We start from the raw sequence: 23,991 nt of genomic DNA, 5'->3' as shown, positions 1-23,991 counted from the left end.
TCTCTCCGATTATTAAACCTCGACTAATCGTTCTAAGGCGGAAATGTCATTGATGCGGATAATGTTTTTCTCCACATTAATCCATCCTTTTTCCTTCAAATCGGTAAGCGCTCTGACTACTGTTTCGGTTTTCGCGCCAACAATGGATGCCATCACTTCTCTACTAAACTTAAGATTAATTTCAGGTCCGTAAGCCTCTTGCAAAGAGAGCAAGATTTCTGCCAACTTAGAATGAACTTGCTTGGTCCCCATGGAATAGATTCGGTTCTCAGCCTCTCTACTCTCGCTAGTGATATACTTGATAATACAATCACGGAACATATCATCGTTTAAGAGGTTCTCAGCCTCTTCTTTTCCGACAAAAATTACCTCGGTATCTTCTAGGCATTCTGCGTTCTTATTGTAGCTCTCACCAAAGAGCGCATCTCTAATCCCGACACAGGTCCCCTTCGGATAGATTTTTAAAGTCTGTTGCTTAAGGCCGCTAGGAGAATCGATATAGGTGCGAACAGTCCCTTCCTTGATCCAGAAAAAGCCGTCTGCGTTCGCTTCCGAGGTAAACAGCAGGCTTTTCTTTGGAAATCTTCGACTTCGATTTGGCCCGGTTCTTTTATTTAAAAAGGAGCCAATATCGCGGGAATCTGCGGATATTCTGTATCGATGAAGCGGAAATTGAGAAAAATTGATTTGTGGATCGTAGGCTAAAGCAGACGCCATTTTTGTCCCTCACTCTGAAAAATGCAGATATTCGATTCATACCTGATTTTTCGGTGCCGGTCAATGGGCGACGGGGGGATCGGCGATATTAGCCAGTTATATGCAAATCCGCAGGGTCAAATTTAGAGGAGTTCCTTTATTTTAGCGATGTATTTCCTACCCACCGGAAGCTGAGTTTCGTCCTCATCCTTCATATAAACAGTGTAGTTTCCCATATTATCGCTCTGCATATGCGATAAGAATTTAATATGGATAATGTACTGTTTAAAAATCCGTATAAATCTATTTGCAGGAAGTTTTGCCTCTAAAGTTTTCAGTGATTTATACGTCACATACTCCCTGTTATCAGTGTGGATCACACTAAAATTATCCCGAGAGGAAATGAACACGATCTCGTCGAACGGTACCAGAAAATAATTCTCTTTTTCCAAAATGAACAGGCCATGATCGTTAAACGAATTCGAGCTTTTAGCCTCTTCTTTGTTTAAGAATTCGATCGCACGATCCACCGATTTATTGAATCTATCTTTGGCGAAAGGTTTTAGTAGATAATCGATGGCGCCCATTTCAAACGCCTCGATCGCCTTATCTCTCAATGAGGTAATGAAAATAATGTAAGGAAGTTTTTCCAGTTTCTCCAAAACTTCCAATCCGGACATTCTAGGCAGGTTGATGTCCAAGAAGACCAAATCGAATTCTTGGCTTTGAAGAGCCTCTAACGCCTCTACTCCGTCTTTTGCCACTCCAGCTAATTTCAGTTCAGTCTTTGCCAAACAGTAGGAAATTAAGAGCTCTCTGGTAGGAGCCTCGTCCTCGACAATTAGTATTTTTATTTCTTTCATAACTCGATCTTGGAATAATTAATCTTTTACTAATACGTTTACGTTTCTTGGCTTACTGAATAGAACTGTTACCATCGCACCACCTTCCGGATGATCCTCCGCCCTCAGTTCGGCGTCCGATAGAAAGTATTTTAATCTTTCTGCAATATTCACCAAGGTTCTAGACTTATTATTGCCGTCCTTAAATCCAGAACCATTGTCTCGTATTTTAATCTCTGTTCTTCCGCCTAAGGTTCTAGCGTAGATCCAAATCTTTCCTTTTCCTTCTTTGTCCCGGATTCCGTGGATATAAGAATTCTCCACCAAGGGTTGCAGTATCAGCGGCGGGACCAAACAACCGGCAAAATCCCCTTCTTTTTTGATTTCCACATCCATGAAATCCTGAAATCTAAGCTTTAACAAGTTTACGTAGTTTTCCATGAATTGCCATTCAATATCGAACGGAACCAATTCTTTATTTGCATTGTCTATTAGGAATCTGTAATTTTCCGCGAGCATTAAGATCGCCGAGTCCGCTAATGCTGAATTAGTCTCCAAATAAGAATGTATGATGCTTAAAGTGTTGAACAGAAAATGAGGGCTCATACGATCTTGAAGTGTTTTCAGATTGTTTTCTGCCTGACGAGCCTTCTCTTCGGCTTCCTTCCTCTCGGTGATATCGTTTCTGATTGCTAGATACTGAATCGGTTTGCCTTTCGTATCCAAGATCGGAGAAATCGTAGTGTCCACCCAATAATATCTTCCTTCCTTGGTCTTATTCTTGATCTCACCTTTCCAAATCTTTCCCTTAGAGATTGTCTTCCACAATTCTGTAAAAAATTCCTTTGTGTGGTACCCAGAATTTACAATTCTGTGTGTTTGCCCAAGGAGCTCCTCCTTGCTATACCCGCTGATTTTACAGAAGTTATCGTTGGAATAGATGATGATTCCTTTCTTATCAGTAATTGCTACGATGGAGACCGCATTCAGCGCGGTTTGGAAATCGGAAAGAGTTTTGACCGAGCTTTTTAAACTATTTTCTACTTCGGCTCTATGAGTAACGTCTATCCCTGCAACCCAGCTTCGCTTATCCTTGGGATTAGACGAAATCGGCACCCTCGACCAGGACACGATTTTTCTTTCACCGCTTTTTGCTTTGAATTCGATTTCCCAATTCTCGAAATGCTCTTCAAAGTTTTGCAGGATTTTTACGATATTCTTTAGCTGATCAGGATTAGAAATCAATAATGAAAGGATTGCTTCTAAATCTCCTTCAGCATCTTCCTTGGAATATCCGGTAATTCTTTCGCATTCGTTGTTCCAAGCGACTACCTGAAACTTTTCGTCTATTCCGATTACAAGAATCGGAATTTTTTCCAGTACGGATTCTACACCTAATTCTAGATCGTCCATCCTCTCTCCCGACCACAAATCTTTTGCGACGAAATGAATATAAGCGACAAATTGCTCTTCATTAATATTCTATTAACTTTGTCATAGTACCGAAAATCAAGAAACATCTATTTCGATTCTATCATTTCTTTGCGGGATCATCGAATCCCAGCCGTATCTTTCCTTTATTTTTTCCGAAAGTGCCCTAGCACTCCCGTTTTCTCCATGAACAATACAAAGATGCTTCGGAGGTTTTTGTAATTTGGAAAGCCAATCCAACAATTCCTTTTGATCCGCGTGGGCTGATAATCCGTCAATTAGCGCAACTTCGCATTTCACCGTGTAAAATTTTCCCCTAATTTTAATCTCGCGGCTGCCCTCTTGCAAGTCCCTTCCTCTAGTTCCCTTTGCTTGATAACCTACAAGCAAGACCAGTGAATTAGGATCTCCTAATGAATGTTCCAAATAAGAAAGCACCCTGCCACCTGTCGCCATACCGCTTCCAGCTATGATGATACGAGGTCCTTCTTCCTGCGCGAGTCTTCTCGTCTCCTTGGGATTCTGCACCTTTTCAATGGTTTTTCCGATATCGATACATTCCGACCTGGATAATTTATGCCAATTTGAACCGTAGTTTTCAAACACTTCGTAGACGCTTTCCCCCATGGGCGAGTCCAGATAGATCGGAATTTTAGGAATCTTTTTCTCCCTTCTGAGTTTCCAAAAAAGATACATCAGTAATTGGGTTCTTTCCACCGCAAAGCTCGGGATGATAATCGAACCTTTCGAGTTCGCGTATTTTTGGACGTATTCGATCAATCGCTGGACCGGATCTTCCTCGTGAATTCTATCTCCATAGGTAGATTCGATTAGTACGACATCGCCTAATGTTGGTTTGTCTGGAGGATCGAGCAATGGATCAGATTCTCTGCCTATATCCCCTGAAAACACAAAGACTTTCTTTCCGACTTTCACTTCTACGAAGCAAGCACCAAGGATATGTCCGTTGTATCTAAACCTACACTGAATTTCGGAAGACAAATCGATCCATTCGTTCGGATCCACTTTTTGGAATAGCGGAATCGTTTTCTCGACATCCTGAGAATCGTACAAAGGCAGAGCCGGCTTATGCTTGGAATACCCATGCTCATTCGCATGATCCGCATCTTCCTCTTGTAACTTCGCTGAATCCTGAAGAATAATTCGAGCGATATCTAAGGTAGGAGCAGAGCCAAAAATCTTACCTTTGAATCCTTCTTTTACGATCCGGGGAAGATAGCCGGTGTGATCCAAATGCGCGTGAGTCAATAGAACGGTGTCGATTTCGCTCGCGGCAAAAGGAAGCTCGTCCCAGTTAAGAGATCTGACCTGCTTCTCTCCCTGAAATAAACCGCAGTCTATTAATATACTTCTTCCATGACTTCTTAACAAATATTTGGATCCAGTCACGGTACCGGCAGCGCCTAAGAATTGTAATATTGCCATTTCATTTTCTATCTTCATCTATTCTGCCAATCTACGTTAGGGATAATTTAGTGGAATTTGAATTTTTATACGATTTTCCTTATTTTACAAAACCGGAAATTGAATTGTTTTATCAATTCTGAGGATATCGATTGATCTTCTTGGTTTTTGCGAGTACACCATATCTCATCAAAAAATCAGGAGGGATTTCCGATGCGATCTAATCTGAAAGCCTTCGGCCTTTTTCTCTTCAGTCTGGTGCTTACCGGTTCGATTTATGCTGGCGACCTGAAACTCAGCAGTACCACGATTAAAGAAGGATCAAAAATTTCCAACTCACAAGTATTTAACGGTTTCGGATGCACTGGTGATAATATTTCACCGGATTTGCAATGGACTGGTGCACCGAAGGATACAAAATTCTTTGCGGTTACAATGTATGATCCCGACGCTCCGACTGGCAGTGGATGGTGGCACTGGACCGTATTCAATCTGCCCGCGGATACCAAAGGTTTGGCCTTGAAAGCCGGCACCGATCCGAACCAACTTCCTGCTGGTACTGTTCAGGGGAGAACGGATTTCGGCAAACCAGGATACGGAGGCCCTTGTCCCCCCACTGGAGACAAACCACATCACTACATCTTTAAAGTTTTTGCTCTGAAGGATAAGGTTCCTCTGGACCAGGATTCTCCTCCAGCGCAGGTAGGATACTACGTAAACTCCCTAAAACTAGCCGAAGGAACTCTGACCGCAAAATACGGCAGATAATCCATTTATTAGAATATCACAATACTTTAAAAGGATGCTATTTTCAAATAGCATCCTTGCTCATGTAATGTCTTATAACATTTCGAAGATTAAGCGAACTTGCCTAAATAGAACTAACCCTTTGCATTTAGCCTCAGGTCTGAATCAATTCACCGGAAAAGATAGATTTTATTTTCTTGGTTCGAATCAGAATTGACTTAAGTATTCATTATTAAGAGCTTAGAGAATCAACTTCAAAGCATATTTCTATGGCAAATTCAAACATTCTACTTACTGGTTCCACTGGCTTTATCGGCTCCGCTCTACTAAACCGTCTTTTGAACTCTCAGCCAAAACCGAAAATCAAACTGCTGGTCAGAGCTACGAGTAGATTGTCTCCAGAGATAGAATCAAATCCGAATGTGCAAGTGGTCAGACTTGACTTTCCGAATCAACCTATACCGAACTCCCTGATGGATGAAATAGACACCGTATATCACGTCGCGGGAACCATGACAGACTGGGCTAAGGCCCGCGATTTCGAGGTTGGGAATTTTATACTTACTGAGCAACTAATCAGTGTTAGTTTAGCGAATTTGCAGTCCTCAAAACCAAGTCTAAAGAGATTTGTTCATGTATCTACTGCAGACGTATACGGACATCCCGGAACTAGACCAAATGAAAATTCTCCTTTAAAAGGCGCCCGATTACCCTTCGGCTATGCAGCTACTAAAACTAGATCAGATATTTTGGTCCAAGAGGCTTGCAAGGACAGAGGACTTCCTGCAGTCATTCTCCGACCTGCAACTGTTTACGGTCCTGGATCCAAAGACGTGGTAGCCGAAATCGCGACATTGTTAGTCGAAGGATCGATGCTGTTCATCAGCGGCGGAAAGGCAAAGGCAGGACTTGTCTATATCGACGATACTGTCGACGCACTTTTACTAGCCGGATCCGTCCCTGGGATGGAAGGAGAAGCGTTTAATGTTTGCGGGGACAAAGGTGGAACAGGTGGAGATACTACTTGGAGAGAATATTGCGATCTGATCGCAGACCAGTTAGGTGTCAAGAGAGCATCTGTCTCCATTCCGTTTCGAATCGCACTTTTTGTAGGTTGGCTTTTCGAAAAAACCTATGCGCTGTTCGGATCTTATTCCCATAGGCCTCTGGTCACACGTATGGCAGTATATGTAACCGGAAGAAGTCAGGATGCTGATATCGAAAAAGCAAAAAGCAAACTGGGGTTTCGTCCGAAAGTTTCCGTAAAAGAAGGAGTAGAAAAAAGCTTAGGTTGGTGGAAGTCTCTTATTGAAAAAAGTCATTAAGTGAATCCAGAAAAAACCTTTAGAATCCCATTCTCGTCCCGCAAATTTTTGCAACAAATCCATTCTGCAAAACTCTTAACTATGTAGAATGGAAACGAAGCAAGCCGAAAAAGACCAGTCACAGAATCGTAATAATCCTAAACCAGTCTATAAGCGTAGCAAAGCGGATGGACACCCAATGCTACATCCTGGCTCCTCTAATAGAGTTCGCCGGACAATAGATGCGTTTGGCAGAATTTACAGCGCACTATTTTATAAAGTAGAAGTTCACGGATTGGAAAACATTCCAAAAGACGGAGAAGTTTTACTCTTAGCAAAGCACGCGAGAAACGACGATATTCCTATCGGTTTGAGCCACGCTTTATTTCGCAGACGATGGAATTGTTGGGGGGTCATGAAGGATTCTCTCGCTAGACCTCGTTACTTAGATTTTTTTCTAAAATGCGGAGGAATTCCCCTTAACAGGGATGAACCTAGTAAAAGCAAAAAACATTTATTATTTGCACGCGAAGTACTATATCGCGGAAATCTAATGGTGATTTTTCCGGAACAAACCACTGTTCCATATGAAATGGGAGAAGGGAAATCGGGTGCATTCCGTTTTATCGTCGGCAAACCTAAGAAGCCTTTACCAGTATCACTTTTGGGATTCGAATACGAACCAAGAGGTCGTTTCCGCAGGACTAAAATCACACTCAGAGTCGGTGAAACGAGGGAACTCCATCCAGGTCAAGACCCAGAAGAATTTTTACACGAATGCATGCACGAGCTTGCCCGATTGAGCGGTTTGGTATATCCTTTCGAAAGGGAAACGAATGCAACTCTTAAAGAGATGGAAGGAATCGCATCATGAAGTTGCCAAAAGCCAAAAAAGGTGCAAGAGTTCTCCTTGTCGAAGGAGGAGGAATGAAGGGAGCCTTCGCAGGAGGAGTGCTCCACTCCCTGAACTGTGTTTTGCCTGCACAAAACTTTGATTTGATCGTCGCAGTTTCCTCGGGCGCGTGTTGCGCGGCCTACTATGCAAGCACTCCTAAACCGGAACCCGACCTAGGGGACCACACCCTTTCTATCTGGCGTTCCGAATTGGCGGGAAGCAAATTGATCTCCGTCTTCAATCCTCTCCGAGGTAAAACTTTCTTGGACCAAAGTTACCTCGTGGATTATCTTTTTCGCGAAAAGTATCCGATCCAGGCCGAGAATTTCGGAAAACATGGTCTTCCTGACTTATGGATCGCTGTAAGTAATTTGCATAACAGAATTCCTGAATATGTAAAAGCAACTCAGCATAATATATTCGATTTATTGAAAGCAGCAACCGCCTTGCCTATCGCAACGAAAGGAAAATATAAGATCGACGATAAAATCTACTCAGACGCTGCAATTCTGAATCCCCTACCTGTAAACGATCTGATCGATGCAGGCTATAAGGACATTACTGTAGTCATGAACTCTCCGGTCGAAAGAGTCTCTGCGCCTTTGCATTCCATTAGTAGATTTTTCTCCTTTCCTAGAGATCGCAAACTATCCAAATTGATGAAGCATATGCATCATTATTATTTCAATATGGCCAGGACTCTTGCGCAAAGTCCTCCGAAAGGAATCCAGATCCGCACGATCGCACCTTTCACTGATTTGCCTGTCGGACTAGTAACCACCAAACAGAGTTCACTGGAAAAGACTGTATATTTGGGTAAACAGATAGGATTGGAAGCTGGGCTATTCCTGAGAAAAATATTTAAGAAGAAAAAGCCGGCTACATCTAAGCCGAAGAAGCAAAGACAAAAAGCTTTGGCGTCTTGACGTATAAATCTCAATCGAACACTCACTCAAATGTAAGTGATTAAAATAAGAAAAATTGATTTGCATTCTGCTTCTCAATTCGTAGAAAATTTATTTCCCAAGCGAGTGGAAATTAATCCACAATTCACGTCCTAGTACAAGCTGAGCCATTTCCAGAATTACGATCGGTTTTTGCTCCGGCACGCTTAGAGAGAATTTCGGATGTGTCTTCTGTTCAAAGATCTGATTTTACAAAGACGATTCCTTCCCTTTTTATTTATAGCCTACGCTGCAATTAGCTTCGGTGCTTGTTTCAAGGAAGTCCCAAATGATCCGAACCAAATTTTTTCTCTACGCGGAGAATGGGAGATCATGCCCCTTCCCTCAAAAAATGAAAACTTGCACGAAAACGAAAGTTCTCAGAAAACACTCCTTGTTCCATTCGATTTAAGTTCTGATCCAAATTTCAAAAATCAAAATTCGTGTCTAACCGTCCGCCGACTTTTACCGGATCAGATCCAAAGCTGGATGAGAAAGGAAATTCCAGTCGCCTTAGATAGTGGACACACTTCCGATTACGCAAAATTTTATCTCAACCAAGAATCTGGTTTGATCGGAGAATCGGGATCCATCCAGCCCTATACTTCCGGTCAGGACGGAAGAGTCGTTGCAATTCTACCTTTTAAGTCGTTTCTCAAAGAGAAAAATAACTATATTTATGCAAGAATTTGCTCGGTTCCAGGAAAGCCATTCTTCTGGAGAGGCCCCGAAGTAAACATAGGACAGGCCCAGTCTTTATTGCGTACGTTTTCTATTGAACTTAGCGTAGCATTCTTGCTCGCCTCGGTATATGTGAGCGTAGGATTGTATCATCTTCTGCTCGCGATCAGACGTCCTGCCGATATATTCAATCTCTACTTCGGATTATTCTCCCTATTCTTCTCATTTTTCCATCTAACAAATAACGCTTCAGCCGAAGTAATATTCGAAAAACATAAAGAATTACAATCGATCGTGGATCAGGTTTCCCTTATGGTTTTCATTGGGAATTTACTTCTTTTCATTGATCGATTATTTCTACGCCACCATTCTAAGTTTGCGGTGATATTTTCTTCCGCATACTTTGCGATCGCAGCCGCGGATATTTTCGTCAATCATGAACTCCGATCGATCTTTTTAGAATCGGTCGAGATCTCAATGATATTAGTACTCCCTTATATTCTGTTTTTGACGATCCGAGAATCTCTGAAAGGAAACACCGACGCAAGATTATTGTTGGTCGGCGTAGCTTTGATTTTGGCTGGAGGCCTTCACGATCTTGCTGTGGAACAAAGGTGGATTCGTTCCATCTTCATCATGCCCTATACTTTCTTAGCGTTTATCGTGGGGATAGCGTTGATTTTGGCTAACCGATTCGTTCGCGTTCATAACGAAGTCGAAGAGTTGAATACCGATCTAGAAGAAAAGGTCCGCAAAAGAACTGCAGACTTACAACGTAGTTTAAGCGAAATTCGTGACCTAAAGCATCAGCAGGACGGAGATTACTTTCTTACCTCTCAACTGATGCAGCCACTCGCAGGAAATTACGCGAAGAGCGAAATTGTAAACGTAGAAATTTTATGCAGACAAAAGAAGAGATTTCAGTTTAGAAACTGGCAAGGAGAATTAGGCGGAGATTTATGCGCAGCTTACTCTTTACAGCTGAGAGGAAGGCCAGTTTTAGTTTTCTTTAATGGTGACGCAATGGGCAAATCCATGCAAGGTGCTGGTGGCGCCCTGATTATGGGAACCGTATTTAAAACAATAGTAACTAGAACTCAAAATTCTTCAGAAATGCAGAATCGCTTTCCTGAGCAATGGCTTCACCAATGTTATCAAGAGTTGAAACACGTATTTGTCGCTTTTGACGGACGGATGTTGATTTCCATGGTCTTAGGGTTAGTGGATGAAGAATCAGGTCTTATGTACTTTGTTAATGCGGAACATCCAAGAATAGTATTATTTAGAGACGGATTATCCGAATTTATCGCAGAAGCCGGAATGCTTAGAAAGGTCGGAGTAGAAGATCCGGAGGAAATTTTTGTTGTACAGATCATTCAAATGCATCCGAACGATGTAATCATCATTGGATCTGACGGAAGAGACGATGTTCAACTCGGACATACGAGCGAAGGAAATTCCATTATCAACGAAGACGAGAAAGCTATTTTAAAAGACGTTTCTGTCGCTCAAGGAGAATTGCTCGAGATAGAAAAACTGATTCGAGAAAGGGGCCAAGTAATCGATGATCTAAGCTTGATTCGAATCGCATACAAAGAAGAACTTCCAAACGTAAGTACACTGATAGAAGACACTCCCAAGAATATCGAAAGTGAATTGATCGGAAATCGTCGGAGAGAAAGACGCGCATTAAAAAAAGGACTACAGACAAAGGATTTTGTCTGGGTCGCAGCTGCCGGCCAGCGCTATCTTGAACATTATCCGGATGATAGCCCTGTATATCTCTGGGTATCGTATGCGCTATCCAGACTTGGAGATTATGAAAAGGCAATTAACTTCGGCGAATGCTTGTTAATGCGTGATCCGCAACATAGCACAAACATAGAACACCTTGTCAGGTTACATAGAAAACAAGGAAATTTAGAACGAGTGGACTCTTTACTTTCGGCTCGAACTAAATCTTAGCCACGACCCTAACCCATACCCATTTCACTTATCTATAATCTTTTCCGAGCCGTTGATATATATCAACCTACTTAACTGTCGCCACAGTTAGGATGGACTTTTCATTCACTTCCATCCATTTAACTTAGGCAACTGAAAGTCTATTTTTGCTGGAGAATTCACTTTGAAAGAAAGCACGATTTCTAGAATTCGCAATATTTGGGAAACCTATAATATGGCATTAAATATTCCTGTAATAGATAAACAGCATATTTGGCTGATTGCAATGATCGTGGAGCTGGAAGAAGATATTGAGTCCGAAACTCCTTACAGATTAGAAGAGAACTTTAGCAGATCTCTGACGAAGGCACTCGATTACACTTTGGAGCACTTTTCACTGGAAGAGAAGGCTCTTGAGTTAATGAACTATCCCAAACTCGGACAGCATAGAGTACAGCACATGAGATTTATCGGAGTGCTGAGAAGAAGGGCCAGAGAACGAATGGCAGGAGACTACAGAAAAGCTTCTCTAAATCTACTCAGAAATATGAGAACCTGGCTTTACCAGCACATTCTTTCCGAAGATAGGGCTTATCTCGATGCATTCACCTTAAATTACGAAAAGGTAAAAGACGCGATCGAACTGCAATTTAACACTTCTCCGCATCGAGAAGAAGTGGAAGAACTTTATAATATTATAACATATTCTCCGGTCTCTGTAGAACCTGAAGACTTGCCTACTCTCGACGACGACAATCTCAAACTGATTTCGGAACTTTGGCACAGATACCGGCTCAAAACCGGAATTGCTATTGTAGACATGCAGCATCTTTGGTTACTAAAACTGCTCGTAAAGCTCGAAAAAATGCATAAGCAGAGATTAAAGCAGCAGATAGGCAGCGATGAAGTTAGCCCAAAAATCAAAGAGGCACTAGCTGCCACTGTAGACTATATCCGAGAGCATTTTGCCACGGAAGAAGCAATCATGAGACAGTTTCACTTTCACGGAACGATGACCCACCTAAAGCAGCATAGAGGCTTTGATCGATTGATAAGCGAACTGGTATTACACGGCGGTGAAAACGATTTTGACGCGGTATCGAAGCTACTTCAGGATCTAAAGGAATGGCTAATCAGTCATATCGCGGTTGAAGATAAGAAATTATTCTATTTCTTCCGCTATCGCTTGGGAGAAGTAAACGACTATGTACGCAAACTAAACCAGGAAGGAAGAATTCATATCTGGAAAGATGCTGTTCACATTTATCGACTTTTAGTGAACTACGAGGAAGTTTCCGGAGCGAAAGTTTAGGCGGTCTCTTCCAACCCGCAGCAAACTCTAACCGCTTCCATCAGTTTTTTTGAATCCCAAGGTTTAGGAAAAACTGCATAAGCACCTGCGTCATTTTTGACTCGCTCAATTGCGGCTTCGTCGACATGCCCGGTCACCATGATTGTTCTGATGTCCGGGTGTTTTTGTGAAACCAGAATCAGAAATTCATCCCCCTTCATTCCCGGCATAAGCCAGTCGGAAAGAATTAAGATGACTTTTACTCCACCGGCGCTGAGCTCATCAATTAATTCTAATGCTTCGGGGGCGTTCAGTGCGGTTTCGTATTGGAACTGATTCCCGAATTTCTTTTTTAGCTCTTGCTTCAAAGCAACCAGGATGATCGGCTCATCGTCCACACATAAAATTACGTTCTGCGATCGTTTACTCTCCAATGCTTTAACCCGTCTAGTCAGCGGATTTTAGCCAGACACTGAATTTAGTTTTTCCTGGCTTGCTTTCGAACTCTATTTTACCGCCCATCTTTTCGATGATTTTCTTACAGATATCTAGACCGATTCCGATTCCCTCTCCGTGCTTTTTAGTCGTAAAAAACGGATTGAAGATCTTGCTTTGAATTTCCACTGGAATCCCGGGCCCTGAATCTGTAATTGATGTGACGATCCAGGAATCCATTTTATTAATTTCAATCTCGATTTTTCCGCTATATTCCATGGATTGTAAACCATTATTTATCAGGTTAATCCAAACCTGGTTCAATTTATTACCGTTCCCGATGCATCTGTTATCGGTGTTGTATATTCGAAGTACTTCAACTCCGTACTTAATTTTATTATGATATAGTGCGAGCAGCGTTTCAATTTCAGATCGAATATCCACACTGGAAAGCTCCTCATCGTCTCGTCCCTCCGGCGACAAATAGTTCCTAAGCGCTTCGACCACATAAGAAGCTTTCCCGTTAGCCACAGAGATGACATTTGCCAATCGAGCTATACTAGAAATCGTATTCAGCGCACTTAGAAGATCTGAACTTCTTTCTGTATTGAGTAACTTTAGAAGCCTCTCCCCTAATTTGTGCACGCCCGTCTCGATCACAATGACTGCGGACTCCTCCGGGTTTCTTATACCGGCGTCCCGGAAGGTCTGGATCATCTTTTTTCGTAAAGATCGATCCGGCAAATGCTCCGGAAGCGCCGCATCTAACATGCACTCTACTAGAAGTACTCTAAAACTTTCTCTTTCTTCATTATTTAGATTGGACAAAAGTTCTGGAATTTCTTTAAGCTCTGTATCGAGCATTTTGAGTATCGTCTTGTTTGCAGAAGAAATTGCGCCTAAAGGAGTGTTTAACTCATGCGCCATTCCAGCCGAAAGTCTTCCAAGCGCGGCTAGTTTCTCAGAAAGCAAGAGTTGCTCTTGGGCATCCTGCAATTCCTTCATTATATTTTCTAGATGGTTGATCGTTTTGATAAGTTCCTCGTTAGAACTTTTCAATTCCAACGTTCGGAGTTCTATTTTTCTCTCTAAATTTGCATTCAAGTCCAGAATCGTTTCTTCCGCTTGCTTTGCATTGGTAATATCATGGGTAATTCCAAAAATCTGCTTCGGTGCACCGGTATGACTTCTCTTATAGATAAGTTCTGCGGAGATCAACCACTTCCATTCTCCCAATTTATGCCGCATTCTATATTCGTGGTGGATCACTGTCTTGTCCCCCAGGCTATGGTAAAGCGGCACTATTTCTGTTAAATAGGTCTTAAAATCATCGGGATGCATTAATGTAGGAACGATTTGATCGCCCATACTTTGCAATTCCGAAGGTGTATACCCCAAAGTATTAACGATACCGTGATTACTATAGATATTTTTCCTTTCTTCTAAATCATAAATATATAATACATCCGGAGTCAGATCAACGATCGTCTCAATCAGGCGGCTGTGTTCGAGGAGCTTCTCTTCTATCTTTTTTCTTTCGGACACATCAACCATTACACCGCGAAGAAACTTTACTGAGTCCGAGAGCGTAATTAGCTTTGCTGTGTCACTCACCCATACGATATTCCCGCTTTTATGCAAAAGCCTATATTCGAGGTCTTTGGTTTTATGTTCGTTCACGCATTCGGAGTAAAAGCCAACCGCCTTTTTTTTATCCTCAGGATACAGGTGCTCTAACCAAAAGCCACTTTGCTTCCATTCCTCCACTGAATATCCGAACAAATTCACAGCCTGCTGGCTCACATAAGTAAAATCAAAAGTATCTATCGTGGCTTCCCAAACGACGCCGGGACTAGTATCCACCAAGTCATGAAATTGTTGCTCACTCAATCTGGTGCGCTCGATCGATTCCCGAAGTTGCTCCATCATATTGTTAAACGATATGGAAAGAGAGTCTAGCTCTGCCAATAAACTGCTCGGAACCTTTTGTGAAAATTCTCCCAAAGCCAAAGCCCTTGTTGCAATCGAAATCCTACCTATCGGTCTGGCCAAGATATCAGCCAATAGTACCGCTACTAGTAACGCAAGTGTCAGACCTATTGCGAAAATAATCCCTGATTTCGCGTTACCCAATTGTACACCTTCCAGATAATAGCTCTCAGGCATTACAGTGAGTACAATCCAATCCTCGCTCGCACTCTGATTCACATAAGGATTTGCCTGGGCTAGCCAAGTTTTCCTAAATAGGGGTTTTGCAGAAATAATATCGAAAGGATACTGCTTAGCAGAATTAAAAGTTTCTAAACCTCCCGAAATCCGATTGAGATTGGAAACCGCATTTAAAAGAACCCCGTCTGCAACCGGTTGCAATTCCTTTTGCTTCAAGTCGGGCGAAGCGCTGACCGAGGAAACAACTAGGTTTCCAGATCGATCTATTATATAAATTGCAATCTGTTTGGACAGACTAGTTTTTGCGATTACCTTTGAAAGATCTGATTTTAAGCGAGCTTCATCATTTATTTTGAATGTTTCAAAGTAATCGTCTAACTGCAGTTTGGTTCTTTCTGAAATTTCATTGTGAAGACGGCTAGCCAGATTCATAGCGGTATTTTCAGCGCTACGAGAAGATATATATGCTGTAGCTATTACGATTACAAAAACGAAAACGATGAGAGGGGTTAGTATAAATATCCGAATCGGAAGTGCTTGGCTAAACGATTGATCATCCTCTTCGCTTCCCTCTTTTCCGCTTCGCCAAACCCATTCTCGAGCTCCTACCTTTCTTTCCTTTACGTGCCCCGAAATCTCCGCCCAGAACATATTGTATTTCTTGGCGAGAGGGTACGCGACTAACATCGCAAAAGGCGCAATGATCCAAGTTAATCCTGTAGTGAAAAATAAAGCAGGAGTTATGGTTCTGTAGGAAATCTCAGGCGTAAATTTATTTGAACAGATATAACCCCACAATTGAGGTTCTATGCTCATAAAAATGAGCACGAAGAGCAAATACCCTCCCCAGGTTTTTCCTTTTTTGAAATCCGGATCCTTTCCGATCAATTGATAAGCGACCCAAAAACAGGAAGGATTGATAAAGTAACCTTCTATCCAATCTAAAAGAAAGCTCGGGGGAACTCCTTCAATTAGATCCGAAAGTCCATAGACAAAGGGAACTGCGAGCAGAGCAGGATAACCAAAGATCAAAATACAAAGTAAAACAGATAGATCCTTCAATGACTCAAAGGTCTGCGCTCCAGGCACGAGTACGAAAAAGGAACCTATATAACCTGTTGTGAAAACTAGTATGAATGTTAGGGCGATACTCAGTAATGCCTTTGCATCCCAAGCTTGCCTTTCTCTACCTAAACCCCAACGACCTCCGGGCCTAAAAGTGAATCCCCCAAAAGCCGAAACCATCAGAAAGAGTCCGAGAAAATATCCGATATGCCCCCAAATATCCAAAAGCGGAAGAGGGATTGGTTCAAATACCTGTTCCAGCCAAATCATTAAGGAATTCATTTTTGAAACCCATATTCAGTAACAACAAAAAATAAATAAACCGGGTTCACGCTTTTTTCCGACGGAATAGTTGTATAGAGAATTCGCGGTAGATCCAATGAATTTTTCTACCGTTTACAGAATTAATTAATAAATTCAGGATTTTAATAGAAGCCTAATAGAGTTTGGCCTATTTCTATTTCAAGGAAATGATATAAATAAACGAACTTATCGTTTTAGGGATGTACTTCTTGTATTGCAGGAAAGATTCAAACTCTTTGACCGCAAATTATTTTCGCTTAGTCAAACTCACCGATCTTTTCGAGGTTGAACTTTTTTTACTTTTGGAAGTGCGAAGTATCAACTGGTCATCACTGGTCAAAGATTTTGATACAGAGCCAATTCCACCTTGAAATAGGGTTCCTAAATAGTCCGAAAGCTTGCGTAATTCGAACTTTTGTTCTCCGGCTAAAAGCACCATCGCCTCAAAACCCACTGCGACCATCATCACTGAAGTTATTTTTATTGGATGATGAGGGAACATTCCCAGCTCAACGGCACGATCGAGATCCCGACCGAGTTCTTCCAAAATAAGGGTCATCGGCCCTCCTTGAAATAAATAACCTCTAAGTATATCCCGGTTTCTGGCTAACATCTGTAGGTTCTCTCGATTTTGCAGCATGATCGTGAACAATGCAAAATACGCATCACTCAGGAAGGTTAAGGGAGAATTTGCATTTGCTCGTGCTTCGGAAATCGCGTGACGAATGTTTTCCGCAAAATCGTCCGCAAGATCCTGCATTACGGATTCCTTATCTTTGTAATAATTATAAAAAGTTCCCTGGGCTAACCCACTCTCGCGAATAATTTCTCTAGTCGAACAAGCCTCAAAACCTATCGTGGCAAAGACTTTTCGAGCGGCATCGAGAATCGCTCGGCGATTTCGCATCTTGTTGTCTTCTCGACGGGAGTATGACGGTTCAGAATAAATCATTAAAGTTAGTAAGTTTTTAGCAAGCCGATGCTTGGCAATTTTTTTAAAATACTTTTTGCTGCGTAATAACCACACATACCGTGGACTCCTCCGCCAGGCGGAGTCGAAGCAGAGCACAAAAATAGGTGAGGATTCGGAGTACTGTAAGGATTTAACCGAAAGACAGGTCTAAAAAAAGCCTGAGTAATGTCAGCCGCTCCTCCTGTAATTGCCCCTCCGATATAATTTTCATTATACTTTTCTAAATCACCAGTATTCATCGTATGTCTTGCTAAAATCAGATCCTTGAATCCCGGAGCGAATCTTTCGATCTGATTTTCCAGAACTTCGGTCAGGTCCACTCGAGATCCGTTCGGGACATGGCAATATGCGTATCCGGTATGTTTCCCCTTCGGCGCCCTTCCCTCGTCGAATTGACTTTGCTGTATCACGAGTGCGTACGGTTTTTCCGGATGTCTACCTTTCCAAACTTCCGATTCAGCAAATGCGATTTCTTCTAGAGTGCCGCCCAAATGTACTGTAGATGCCTCTATACATTTAGGATCAGACCAAGGAATCTGACCGCTCAGCGCCCAATCTATCTTGAAAACTCCAGGTCCATATTTATAAGATTGTAATCTTCGAATATAAGAAACTGGTAATATTTTTTGAGCGATCCTTGTAACTTGTGCTGGGCTAGTATCGAATAGAACTACTCTTGACCTTGGTAACTCATTTATATCCGACACTGCATTTCCGGATCTCATTTCGACTTTGAGAGATTTCAAATAACCGACTAACGACTCGGTGATCATTTGCGATCCGCCCTCCACAATTGGCCAAGACCTCATATGACCTGTCAGCAAGAACAGCAATCCTATCGCCGTAGTCAAAGGCTGATCAAAGGACAGAATGGAATGACCCGCACAGCCGGCGAATAAGGCCTTTGCCCTTTGCCCTTTGAACCTGCTTTTTGCAAACGATTGCGCAGGACGCAGACCCAACATTCCGAAGCGCGCTAGCAAAAAAGGATTCTTGGGGATTCTTAAAGGAGCTAAGGCATCTTCAATCAATCCATCGGGATTCCTCAAAAAAGGTTCCACCAAACGCAAATAAGCTGCTTTATCGATTCCTAAATTTTCAGCGGTCTCTTCGGTTGATTTTCGGAGAAGAACTGCAGGTTCTCCGTCCAGAGGATGAGCTACTGAAGCGGGAGGCTCTATCCAGCGAAGACCGAATTTTTCGAGAGGAAGGGTTTTTAGATAGGGAGAAAGCACACCCATCGGATGTGCTCCAGAACAAATGTCGTGCCGAAATCCAGGCAAGGTTAACTCGCCTGTCCGAGTACCTCCTCCAAACGTTTCGGCTGCTTCTAAAATCAAAACGGAAGCTCCGGCTTGAGCCAGCACGGAGGCCGCGGCAAGTCCGTTCGGCCCCGACCCTATGATGCAGACATCAAACTCTTCGCTTCCCTGTTTCATTTCAGGCCTTAGTTGGCCAAGGTTGCAATTTTAGTAATTCGTTTATCTCCACTTTTCCTGATTCTATCAAACCAGTCTTTGCGTCATAAATCCTGTATTCTTGGGTGGATTTTCCCAAAGGCTGCGACTCTAGGAAAATGCATCTTAGTTCTTCCGGTTCGAATCCGCACTGTTCCTGGACAGATCGAAGCAATTGCTCATCGTGCAGGTGCCCTTCTCCGAAATTATAACCGACAATCATTCCGGCTATCAGCTCTCCGTCGACCCACTGATAGTCTTCGAATTTTCGAACAGCTTTTGGAACCAAGGTTTGAAAAGCCCTACCGTGAAGGTGCATCAATCTGAACGCCATTACCTTACTCACGAGCCCCACAGAAACTTTTCGTTCATAAAACATATCTAGTTGGTCATACAGCCAAGCAGAACTTTTCGTGAGCTTATCCAGTTTACGATAGCTTTCACCTTTGAACAACCAAACGCTAGTCGCCCAGTTCCCAGCATAATATCTCATCGCGAGTAGAAAAGAAATCCACTCCGGCTTTATGTTTCCAAGCAACGGAAGTAATATGCAGAACACGATCAAAAACAAAACAACAGGCATAGATCCCACATCGAACGGAATCACGTTCGGATTCGCACCGAATAAAAAGAATCCTGCATATACTACCATAAAGTTCCATTCGATTGGAACTCCCATTGGGATATTGCTCGTGATATATGTGTGCAGCAGAACCATCATGATCAATCCCGCAGTCATTACATTCGCAGAACCTGATAGAATTCCTATTACAAACGTAATTGGGATCGCCAACTCCAATGCAGTTCCCATATACGTTTTTACTAATGCAGTAGTCGAAGGGCGCAAATCGTCTGGATAGTTTTTATACATCGCCTTTCGGAACCATCCAAAAGGAGTGAATGGACTATTGCTCGCCATCACGCAGACTACAGTTACGAAGTGATGATTTAGTTTAGAAAATCCAGCAAAGAACCAGAGTGCGAGCTGCACTACCATAGCTCCGGCTATCCAATTTGGCGCAAAGGCAAAGACTACAATAGTGACCCAGTAGTGCTCTCCGCGAGCAGCCAAAAAGACTGTCTTGTCCAAAAGCCCCAGCAAAGGCAATAATACGACAATAGGCAACCATTGATCAAAACCGGGTGCTGGATGAATTAAGGAGATGAATAGAAAAACAACTAACGCAGCGTAGCTGATGATATCCAAGAAGCCCCTGGTTTTTGCACCTACGATTGGAGCTCCTTCGATTAAAGGCATCTTAGTTGTTTTTGGCCTAAGGAAATATAGAAATCCGCCTAAAGGGGGAAAATATCTTCCGGTCAGTGGACCGCTTCCGCAGCCAAAGCCTAAGACTTCGAATAACATGCTCCAGGCGATAGCCTTTTGAAACGCTATCGGTTGCATCCACCAAGAGGTGGAGTCCCAAGCTCCGAGTCCGGGGGTAAAGGAGCAGAAATAAATCCAACCAGCAACGTAGAGACCTACTTTCAGTGCGTAAATAAGATATACACCTTCAGGCGAGCCGTATCCTTGAACTGCCCAAGCCTGACAGACCAGTCGGGCCTTTTCGCTAAAAGATTTTTTCAACCACTCCATTGGATCATAAGGTGGCGCTTTTGGTTTAATCATCTTTCCTATTCCTTTCCCTTCTATTTTTCCACTGAGGGTCGAATTTTGTAAAAAAAGGGTACTACGTCAAGAATTAATGACCAGTTGGTCATTAATTTTACTACTAAAAATTCATCCGTTCGATTCAGGACTCCGTTTGGGCTGCTTCTAAAAAGATTTCGTTTTCAGCAGCCGATATTTCACGACCTGTAACATTCGGTAATAAAAGAACTAACAATGCGTTGATCACAAACAGTATTCCACAGGATGCAAAAGCATAAGGCCATCCCCAAGAACCCGCGATCGCAGAAGTGAAGAATGCAGAGAACACAGTCATGCCTCTTCCTAAATTGAAAGCAAATCCCGGTCCGGTGGCTCGTAAGTGAGTGGGATAGAACTCGCTAAACATTACTCCAATAATTCCAAAATACCCGAAGCTGATCCCTAAGAGTAAGAAAGCGAAGACGAAATTCCTAAATGTAGAACCTCTAGGATACTCCTCTGCACTTTTTACTAATATTGAATGCGTCCCGCTGGTCCCATTCGCCAAACTGAGTTTACCGCTCAAAAGTACAACTTTTCCCTCGAATTCGGAAAGCTTTGACTCAGGATCTTCTACCTTTACATTAAGAAATCCTTTCTTATTCTGTTGGTTCACTGTATTGTCCGTCAGCGCACCTTGGCTATATCTGCCAGTGGTAGTTACATCCGAAAGATCAGAGCGGTCTATTAGATATTGTAGAGAAACGACAGACCGTAAGCGATCATCGTTCAATAGCTGCTTTGCCACGTAAGCAAAGGAACCGAGAGAAATCAGACCGTAGAGTGAAATGATGGCAAAAACTTTTTTTCTTCCGAATCGATCGGAGGCAAATCCAGAAAGAATGATTGCGGGAACCGCCGTAAGAATCACGAGTAACATGGGTAAGGTGGTCGCCTTTTGATCCAGACCCACTCCTCCTGAACTAATCTCCGTCTGTAGGAAATCTGGTACCTTTTGTATTACGGCATAATAGCAAAATTGGGATAATACCGAAAGAAAGGTGATTAATAAGGTAATTCTAAAGTATTGTCCTTTGAATATTTCTGCCAAAGGAGCTCGATCCACAGAAGCATGAAGCTCTGGGTCCAACTTTCCTGTTGCCTTTTCTTCCTGCAAGGCAAGCCATACTTTGGATTCCGGAACTGCCCTTCTGATCCAAAAAATCATGAGAGCCGGAAGAGCCGCCAAACCGAAAACCCAACGCCAATCTAATCCTGACCTGGTTCCAAGAATGACAGCGATTAGTGCACCAATTCCATACATGGAATGCACTGCTCCGCCGACAAGTCCTCTGCGTTTCGGTTTGTAGCTCTCCGAAAGAAGAGCATAACCTAAAGCCCATTCTCCGCCGATGCCGATGGCGGAAACAATTCTCAGCACGATCAAGGTCCAAATATTCGGAGAAAATGCGCAAGCCGCGGTTCCAAGAGAATAAATTAATATAGAATAACTTAATGCTTTCTTTCTGCCGATCTTATCTCCCAGAGGACTGAAAAGGATTCCACCAATTGCTGTAAACAGCAGGGTCAAGCCGAGAGCGAGATTGATCTGAAAGTCGCTTGCATTTAGGCTCATCTGAATCTGCTTTTGCATAATTACCAAAAGCATAATGTCCATTCCGTCAAAAAGCCAACCAAGGCAAGTCGCGACAATGACGGATCTGCGCTCTTTTGAAGTATAAGTAAGTTCCACAGATTACTCCTTAAACGGTTTGTCCTGACAAAAGTTCATCACGTAATTTTAATTTTTGAATTTTGCCCGAAGCGGTTCTAGGAAACTCTTCGATAAAGATAACCTTGCCTGGCATCTTATAGTTCGCGACCTTTTCTCTTAAGAATAACTTGATGGACTTTTCATCCAGCTGAACTTCCGGTTTCCTCTTGATTACGGCGACTACCTGTTCTCCATATTTTTCATCCGGGAATCCGATCACCGCACAATCAGCGACTTCGGTCATTTGATAAAGCACTTCCTCAATTTCCTTTGGATAAATGTTTTCTCCGCCTCGAATCAACATTTCCTTCTTGCGGCCTGTGATAAAGAAATAGCCGTCCTCGTCGATATGCCCTAGATCACCTGTATGCAACCATCCATCCACAATCGTCTCTTTCGTAGACTTTTCATCTTTATAATAGCCGGCCATGACATTCCCGCCCTTTACGACGATCTCACCGATCTGGCCAGTCGAAAGGAATTTGCCCTGGTGATCCATGATTTTTACTTCTTGCATATCGAGTGGCAAACCGATCGAACCGATCTTGCGTTTTCCGTCTAACGGGTTCAATGTGGAAACGCAAGTGCCTTCCGAAAGTCCGTAACCTTCCAATATCTTTGCATTGAATTTCTTTTCGAACTTATTGAATACTTCGACTGGCATTGGAGCGGCACCGCAAATGCATGCTTTTACAAAGGATAAGTCTGCTCCATCTTTGTATTCCGGCATTTCATTTAGAAAATTGTACATTGCCGGGACTGCACTAAAACAACGACATGTATATTTCTGTAATGTAGGAATGAACGTACGAGGTTTAAACTGCTCCTCTAGAATTAGCCTTGCTCCTGCCGACAAAGTCAGCATCACAGAAGCAAGCTGCGCGTTCACATGAAATAGAGGCATAATGCAGAGGTAAGTGTCCGTATCTTCCGGCATCATTCTCGGAAAAAATTGGTCTACGTTGCTCAAATAATTTTTATGAGTCAGCATGCAACCCTTAGGCTTTCCGGTAGTCCCGCTAGTGTAGAGCATACCAGCGATATCCGATTCCTGAATATTAGAATAACTTGTTGGAAGCTCCGACGAAGAGTTTTTCATTTCCGACTGAAATTGAATCTGCTTGATTCCGTCGATTTCTCCAATTGAATCCACATTTTCGTCGTCAACGAAGATAATCGTCTTAAGATTTTCCATTTTAGAAAGAACAGGTTGAATCAGCTGGAAAAAACGAGTATTAGTGACTAAGGTATTGATTTCGCTATGATTGATTTGATAAAGTAGCTCATCGCCCTTGAGCAAAATGTTAAATGGCAATGCAGTACCTCCGGCGAACATAGCCCCGAAGTACACATTCAAAAAATCTAAACCGTTAGGAAGAAGTATCCCGAGTCTATCTTTGGGAGAAAATCCTGCTTTTGCCCCAAGCAGGTTCGCTGTTTGGACCGAGTAAAGATATTGCTCCTGATAAGTAACTTCCTTTTCCAAAAAGATCACGAAGACCTTTTTCCCGTACTTTGCGGCTTGGTCCTTGAGCAGCTCAGGTATATGCTTAGATTTCATACCATTTCCTTTGTTGGCTTCTTGCTGGGGCTCGAGTGTTGACATTGGTCAACCAGGTGTCAATACAAAATGACTAATTGGTCATTTTTCTTTGCCGCGAATTCAACCGGTCGTTATAAAACGAGCCAACAGCTTTGTAGTGTGATTTTAGGAGATGGTGGGTTTTGAGGGGGCCCCGCCCTCTTTAGGGTGGGGGCCGGTGCGGTGGTACCCGCTGGCAGCCACAAAATCGCATCTATCACGATCGATCATTTTTTGCAAGAGGATTTTGTAACTCCTTGCCCTGTAGGAGCTCCTACAAGCTCGAGATCGATTATCAGGCTTTCCTCTACCAGCAATATTCAAATCTAAAAAATCTAGGAAGAATATCAGAATATAATAATTCTCTTATCATTTACACTGATATTGCACTTATTCCGTACGAAGCTAAATTTCTTGAGATTAGGCATCCTTTCACAATTCG

General features: G+C 42.6%; 17 protein-coding genes. 6 read left to right on the top strand and 11 right to left on the bottom strand.

The annotated features are described in order from the left end of the window. Positions 1-12: 12 nt before the first annotated feature. From CH373_RS05100 to CH373_RS05085, 4 genes are all read right to left on the bottom strand, one after another. Positions 13-717 carry a Crp/Fnr family transcriptional regulator gene (locus CH373_RS05100; protein ID WP_100713021.1) on the bottom strand — a complete coding sequence of 235 codons (705 nt, stop codon included), beginning with the start codon at positions 715-717 and terminating at the stop codon, positions 13-15. A 122-nt stretch (positions 718-839) separates the two neighbouring features. Then, entirely contained in the window at positions 840-1,559 is a 720-nt protein-coding gene (locus tag CH373_RS05095) for a LytR/AlgR family response regulator transcription factor (RefSeq protein ID WP_100713020.1), read from the bottom strand. Positions 1,560-1,577: 18 nt separating this feature from the next. Next, positions 1,578-2,951, bottom strand: coding sequence for a PAS domain S-box protein (locus CH373_RS05090; RefSeq protein ID WP_100713019.1), 1,374 nt, complete (start codon positions 2,949-2,951; stop codon positions 1,578-1,580). A 96-nt stretch (positions 2,952-3,047) separates the two neighbouring features. Continuing rightward, a complete protein-coding gene (locus CH373_RS05085) occupies positions 3,048-4,433 on the bottom strand; it encodes an MBL fold metallo-hydrolase RNA specificity domain-containing protein (protein ID WP_100713018.1) in 1,386 nt (461 codons plus the stop codon). Positions 4,434-4,607: 174 nt separating this feature from the next. Between CH373_RS05085 and CH373_RS05080 the strand changes: the two genes are divergently transcribed. From CH373_RS05080 to CH373_RS05055, 6 genes are all read left to right on the top strand, one after another. After that, complete coding sequence (locus tag CH373_RS05080) at positions 4,608-5,162, top strand: YbhB/YbcL family Raf kinase inhibitor-like protein (RefSeq protein WP_100713017.1); 555 nt, start codon at positions 4,608-4,610, stop codon at positions 5,160-5,162. Positions 5,163-5,410: 248 nt separating this feature from the next. Beyond that, positions 5,411-6,466 (top strand): NAD-dependent epimerase/dehydratase family protein, encoded by a 1,056-nt coding sequence (locus tag CH373_RS05075; protein ID WP_100713016.1) that lies wholly within the window; start codon positions 5,411-5,413, stop codon positions 6,464-6,466. Between the two features lie 88 nt (positions 6,467-6,554). Further along, positions 6,555-7,319 carry a lysophospholipid acyltransferase family protein gene (locus tag CH373_RS05070; RefSeq protein ID WP_100713015.1) on the top strand — a complete coding sequence of 255 codons (765 nt, stop codon included), beginning with the start codon at positions 6,555-6,557 and terminating at the stop codon, positions 7,317-7,319. Next, a complete protein-coding gene (locus CH373_RS05065; RefSeq protein WP_100713014.1) occupies positions 7,316-8,266 on the top strand; it encodes a patatin-like phospholipase family protein in 951 nt (316 codons plus the stop codon). The genes CH373_RS05070 and CH373_RS05065 overlap by 4 nt, the downstream gene beginning before the upstream one ends. Positions 8,267-8,773: 507 nt before the next feature. Then, a complete protein-coding gene (locus tag CH373_RS05060; protein WP_243393264.1) occupies positions 8,774-10,930 on the top strand; it encodes a SpoIIE family protein phosphatase in 2,157 nt (718 codons plus the stop codon). A 163-nt stretch (positions 10,931-11,093) separates the two neighbouring features. Beyond that, the gene (locus CH373_RS05055) at positions 11,094-12,221 is read left to right on the top strand and encodes a bacteriohemerythrin (RefSeq protein WP_207761444.1); all 1,128 of its coding nucleotides are present in this window, start codon (positions 11,094-11,096) and stop codon (positions 12,219-12,221) included. Here the strand turns inward: CH373_RS05055 and CH373_RS05050 are convergent. The 7 genes from CH373_RS05050 to CH373_RS05020 all read right to left on the bottom strand — a co-directional run bounded on the left by CH373_RS05050 (position 12,218) and on the right by CH373_RS05020 (position 23,528). Next, positions 12,218-12,634 (bottom strand): response regulator, encoded by a 417-nt coding sequence (locus CH373_RS05050; RefSeq protein WP_100713013.1) that lies wholly within the window; start codon positions 12,632-12,634, stop codon positions 12,218-12,220. The genes CH373_RS05055 and CH373_RS05050 overlap by 4 nt on opposite strands. Before the next feature lie 13 nt (positions 12,635-12,647). Further along, positions 12,648-16,151, bottom strand: a complete 3,504-nt coding sequence (locus CH373_RS05045; RefSeq protein ID WP_100713012.1) for a PAS domain-containing protein — start codon at positions 16,149-16,151, stop codon at positions 12,648-12,650. 268 nt (positions 16,152-16,419) lie between these two features. Continuing rightward, positions 16,420-17,079, bottom strand: coding sequence for a TetR/AcrR family transcriptional regulator (locus CH373_RS05040; protein WP_243393263.1), 660 nt, complete (start codon positions 17,077-17,079; stop codon positions 16,420-16,422). Between the two features lie 50 nt (positions 17,080-17,129). Continuing rightward, positions 17,130-18,584 carry a phytoene desaturase family protein gene (locus tag CH373_RS05035; RefSeq protein ID WP_100713010.1) on the bottom strand — a complete coding sequence of 485 codons (1,455 nt, stop codon included), beginning with the start codon at positions 18,582-18,584 and terminating at the stop codon, positions 17,130-17,132. A gap of 1 nt (position 18,585) precedes the next feature. Continuing rightward, complete coding sequence (locus CH373_RS05030) at positions 18,586-20,232, bottom strand: DUF3556 domain-containing protein (protein WP_100713009.1); 1,647 nt, start codon at positions 20,230-20,232, stop codon at positions 18,586-18,588. 124 nt (positions 20,233-20,356) lie between these two features. Beyond that, a complete protein-coding gene (locus CH373_RS05025; RefSeq protein WP_100713008.1) occupies positions 20,357-21,946 on the bottom strand; it encodes an MFS transporter in 1,590 nt (529 codons plus the stop codon). A 10-nt stretch (positions 21,947-21,956) separates the two neighbouring features. After that, on the bottom strand, positions 21,957-23,528 hold the full coding sequence (locus CH373_RS05020) for a class I adenylate-forming enzyme family protein (RefSeq protein WP_165778780.1): 1,572 nt from the start codon (positions 23,526-23,528) through the stop codon (positions 21,957-21,959). Between the last annotated feature and the right edge of the window lie 463 nt (positions 23,529-23,991).

This window comes from Leptospira perolatii (genome assembly GCF_002811875.1).
Taxonomy (GTDB): domain Bacteria; phylum Spirochaetota; class Leptospiria; order Leptospirales; family Leptospiraceae; genus Leptospira_B; species Leptospira_B perolatii.
This window is presented reverse-complemented; position numbering and strand designations above follow the sequence as displayed.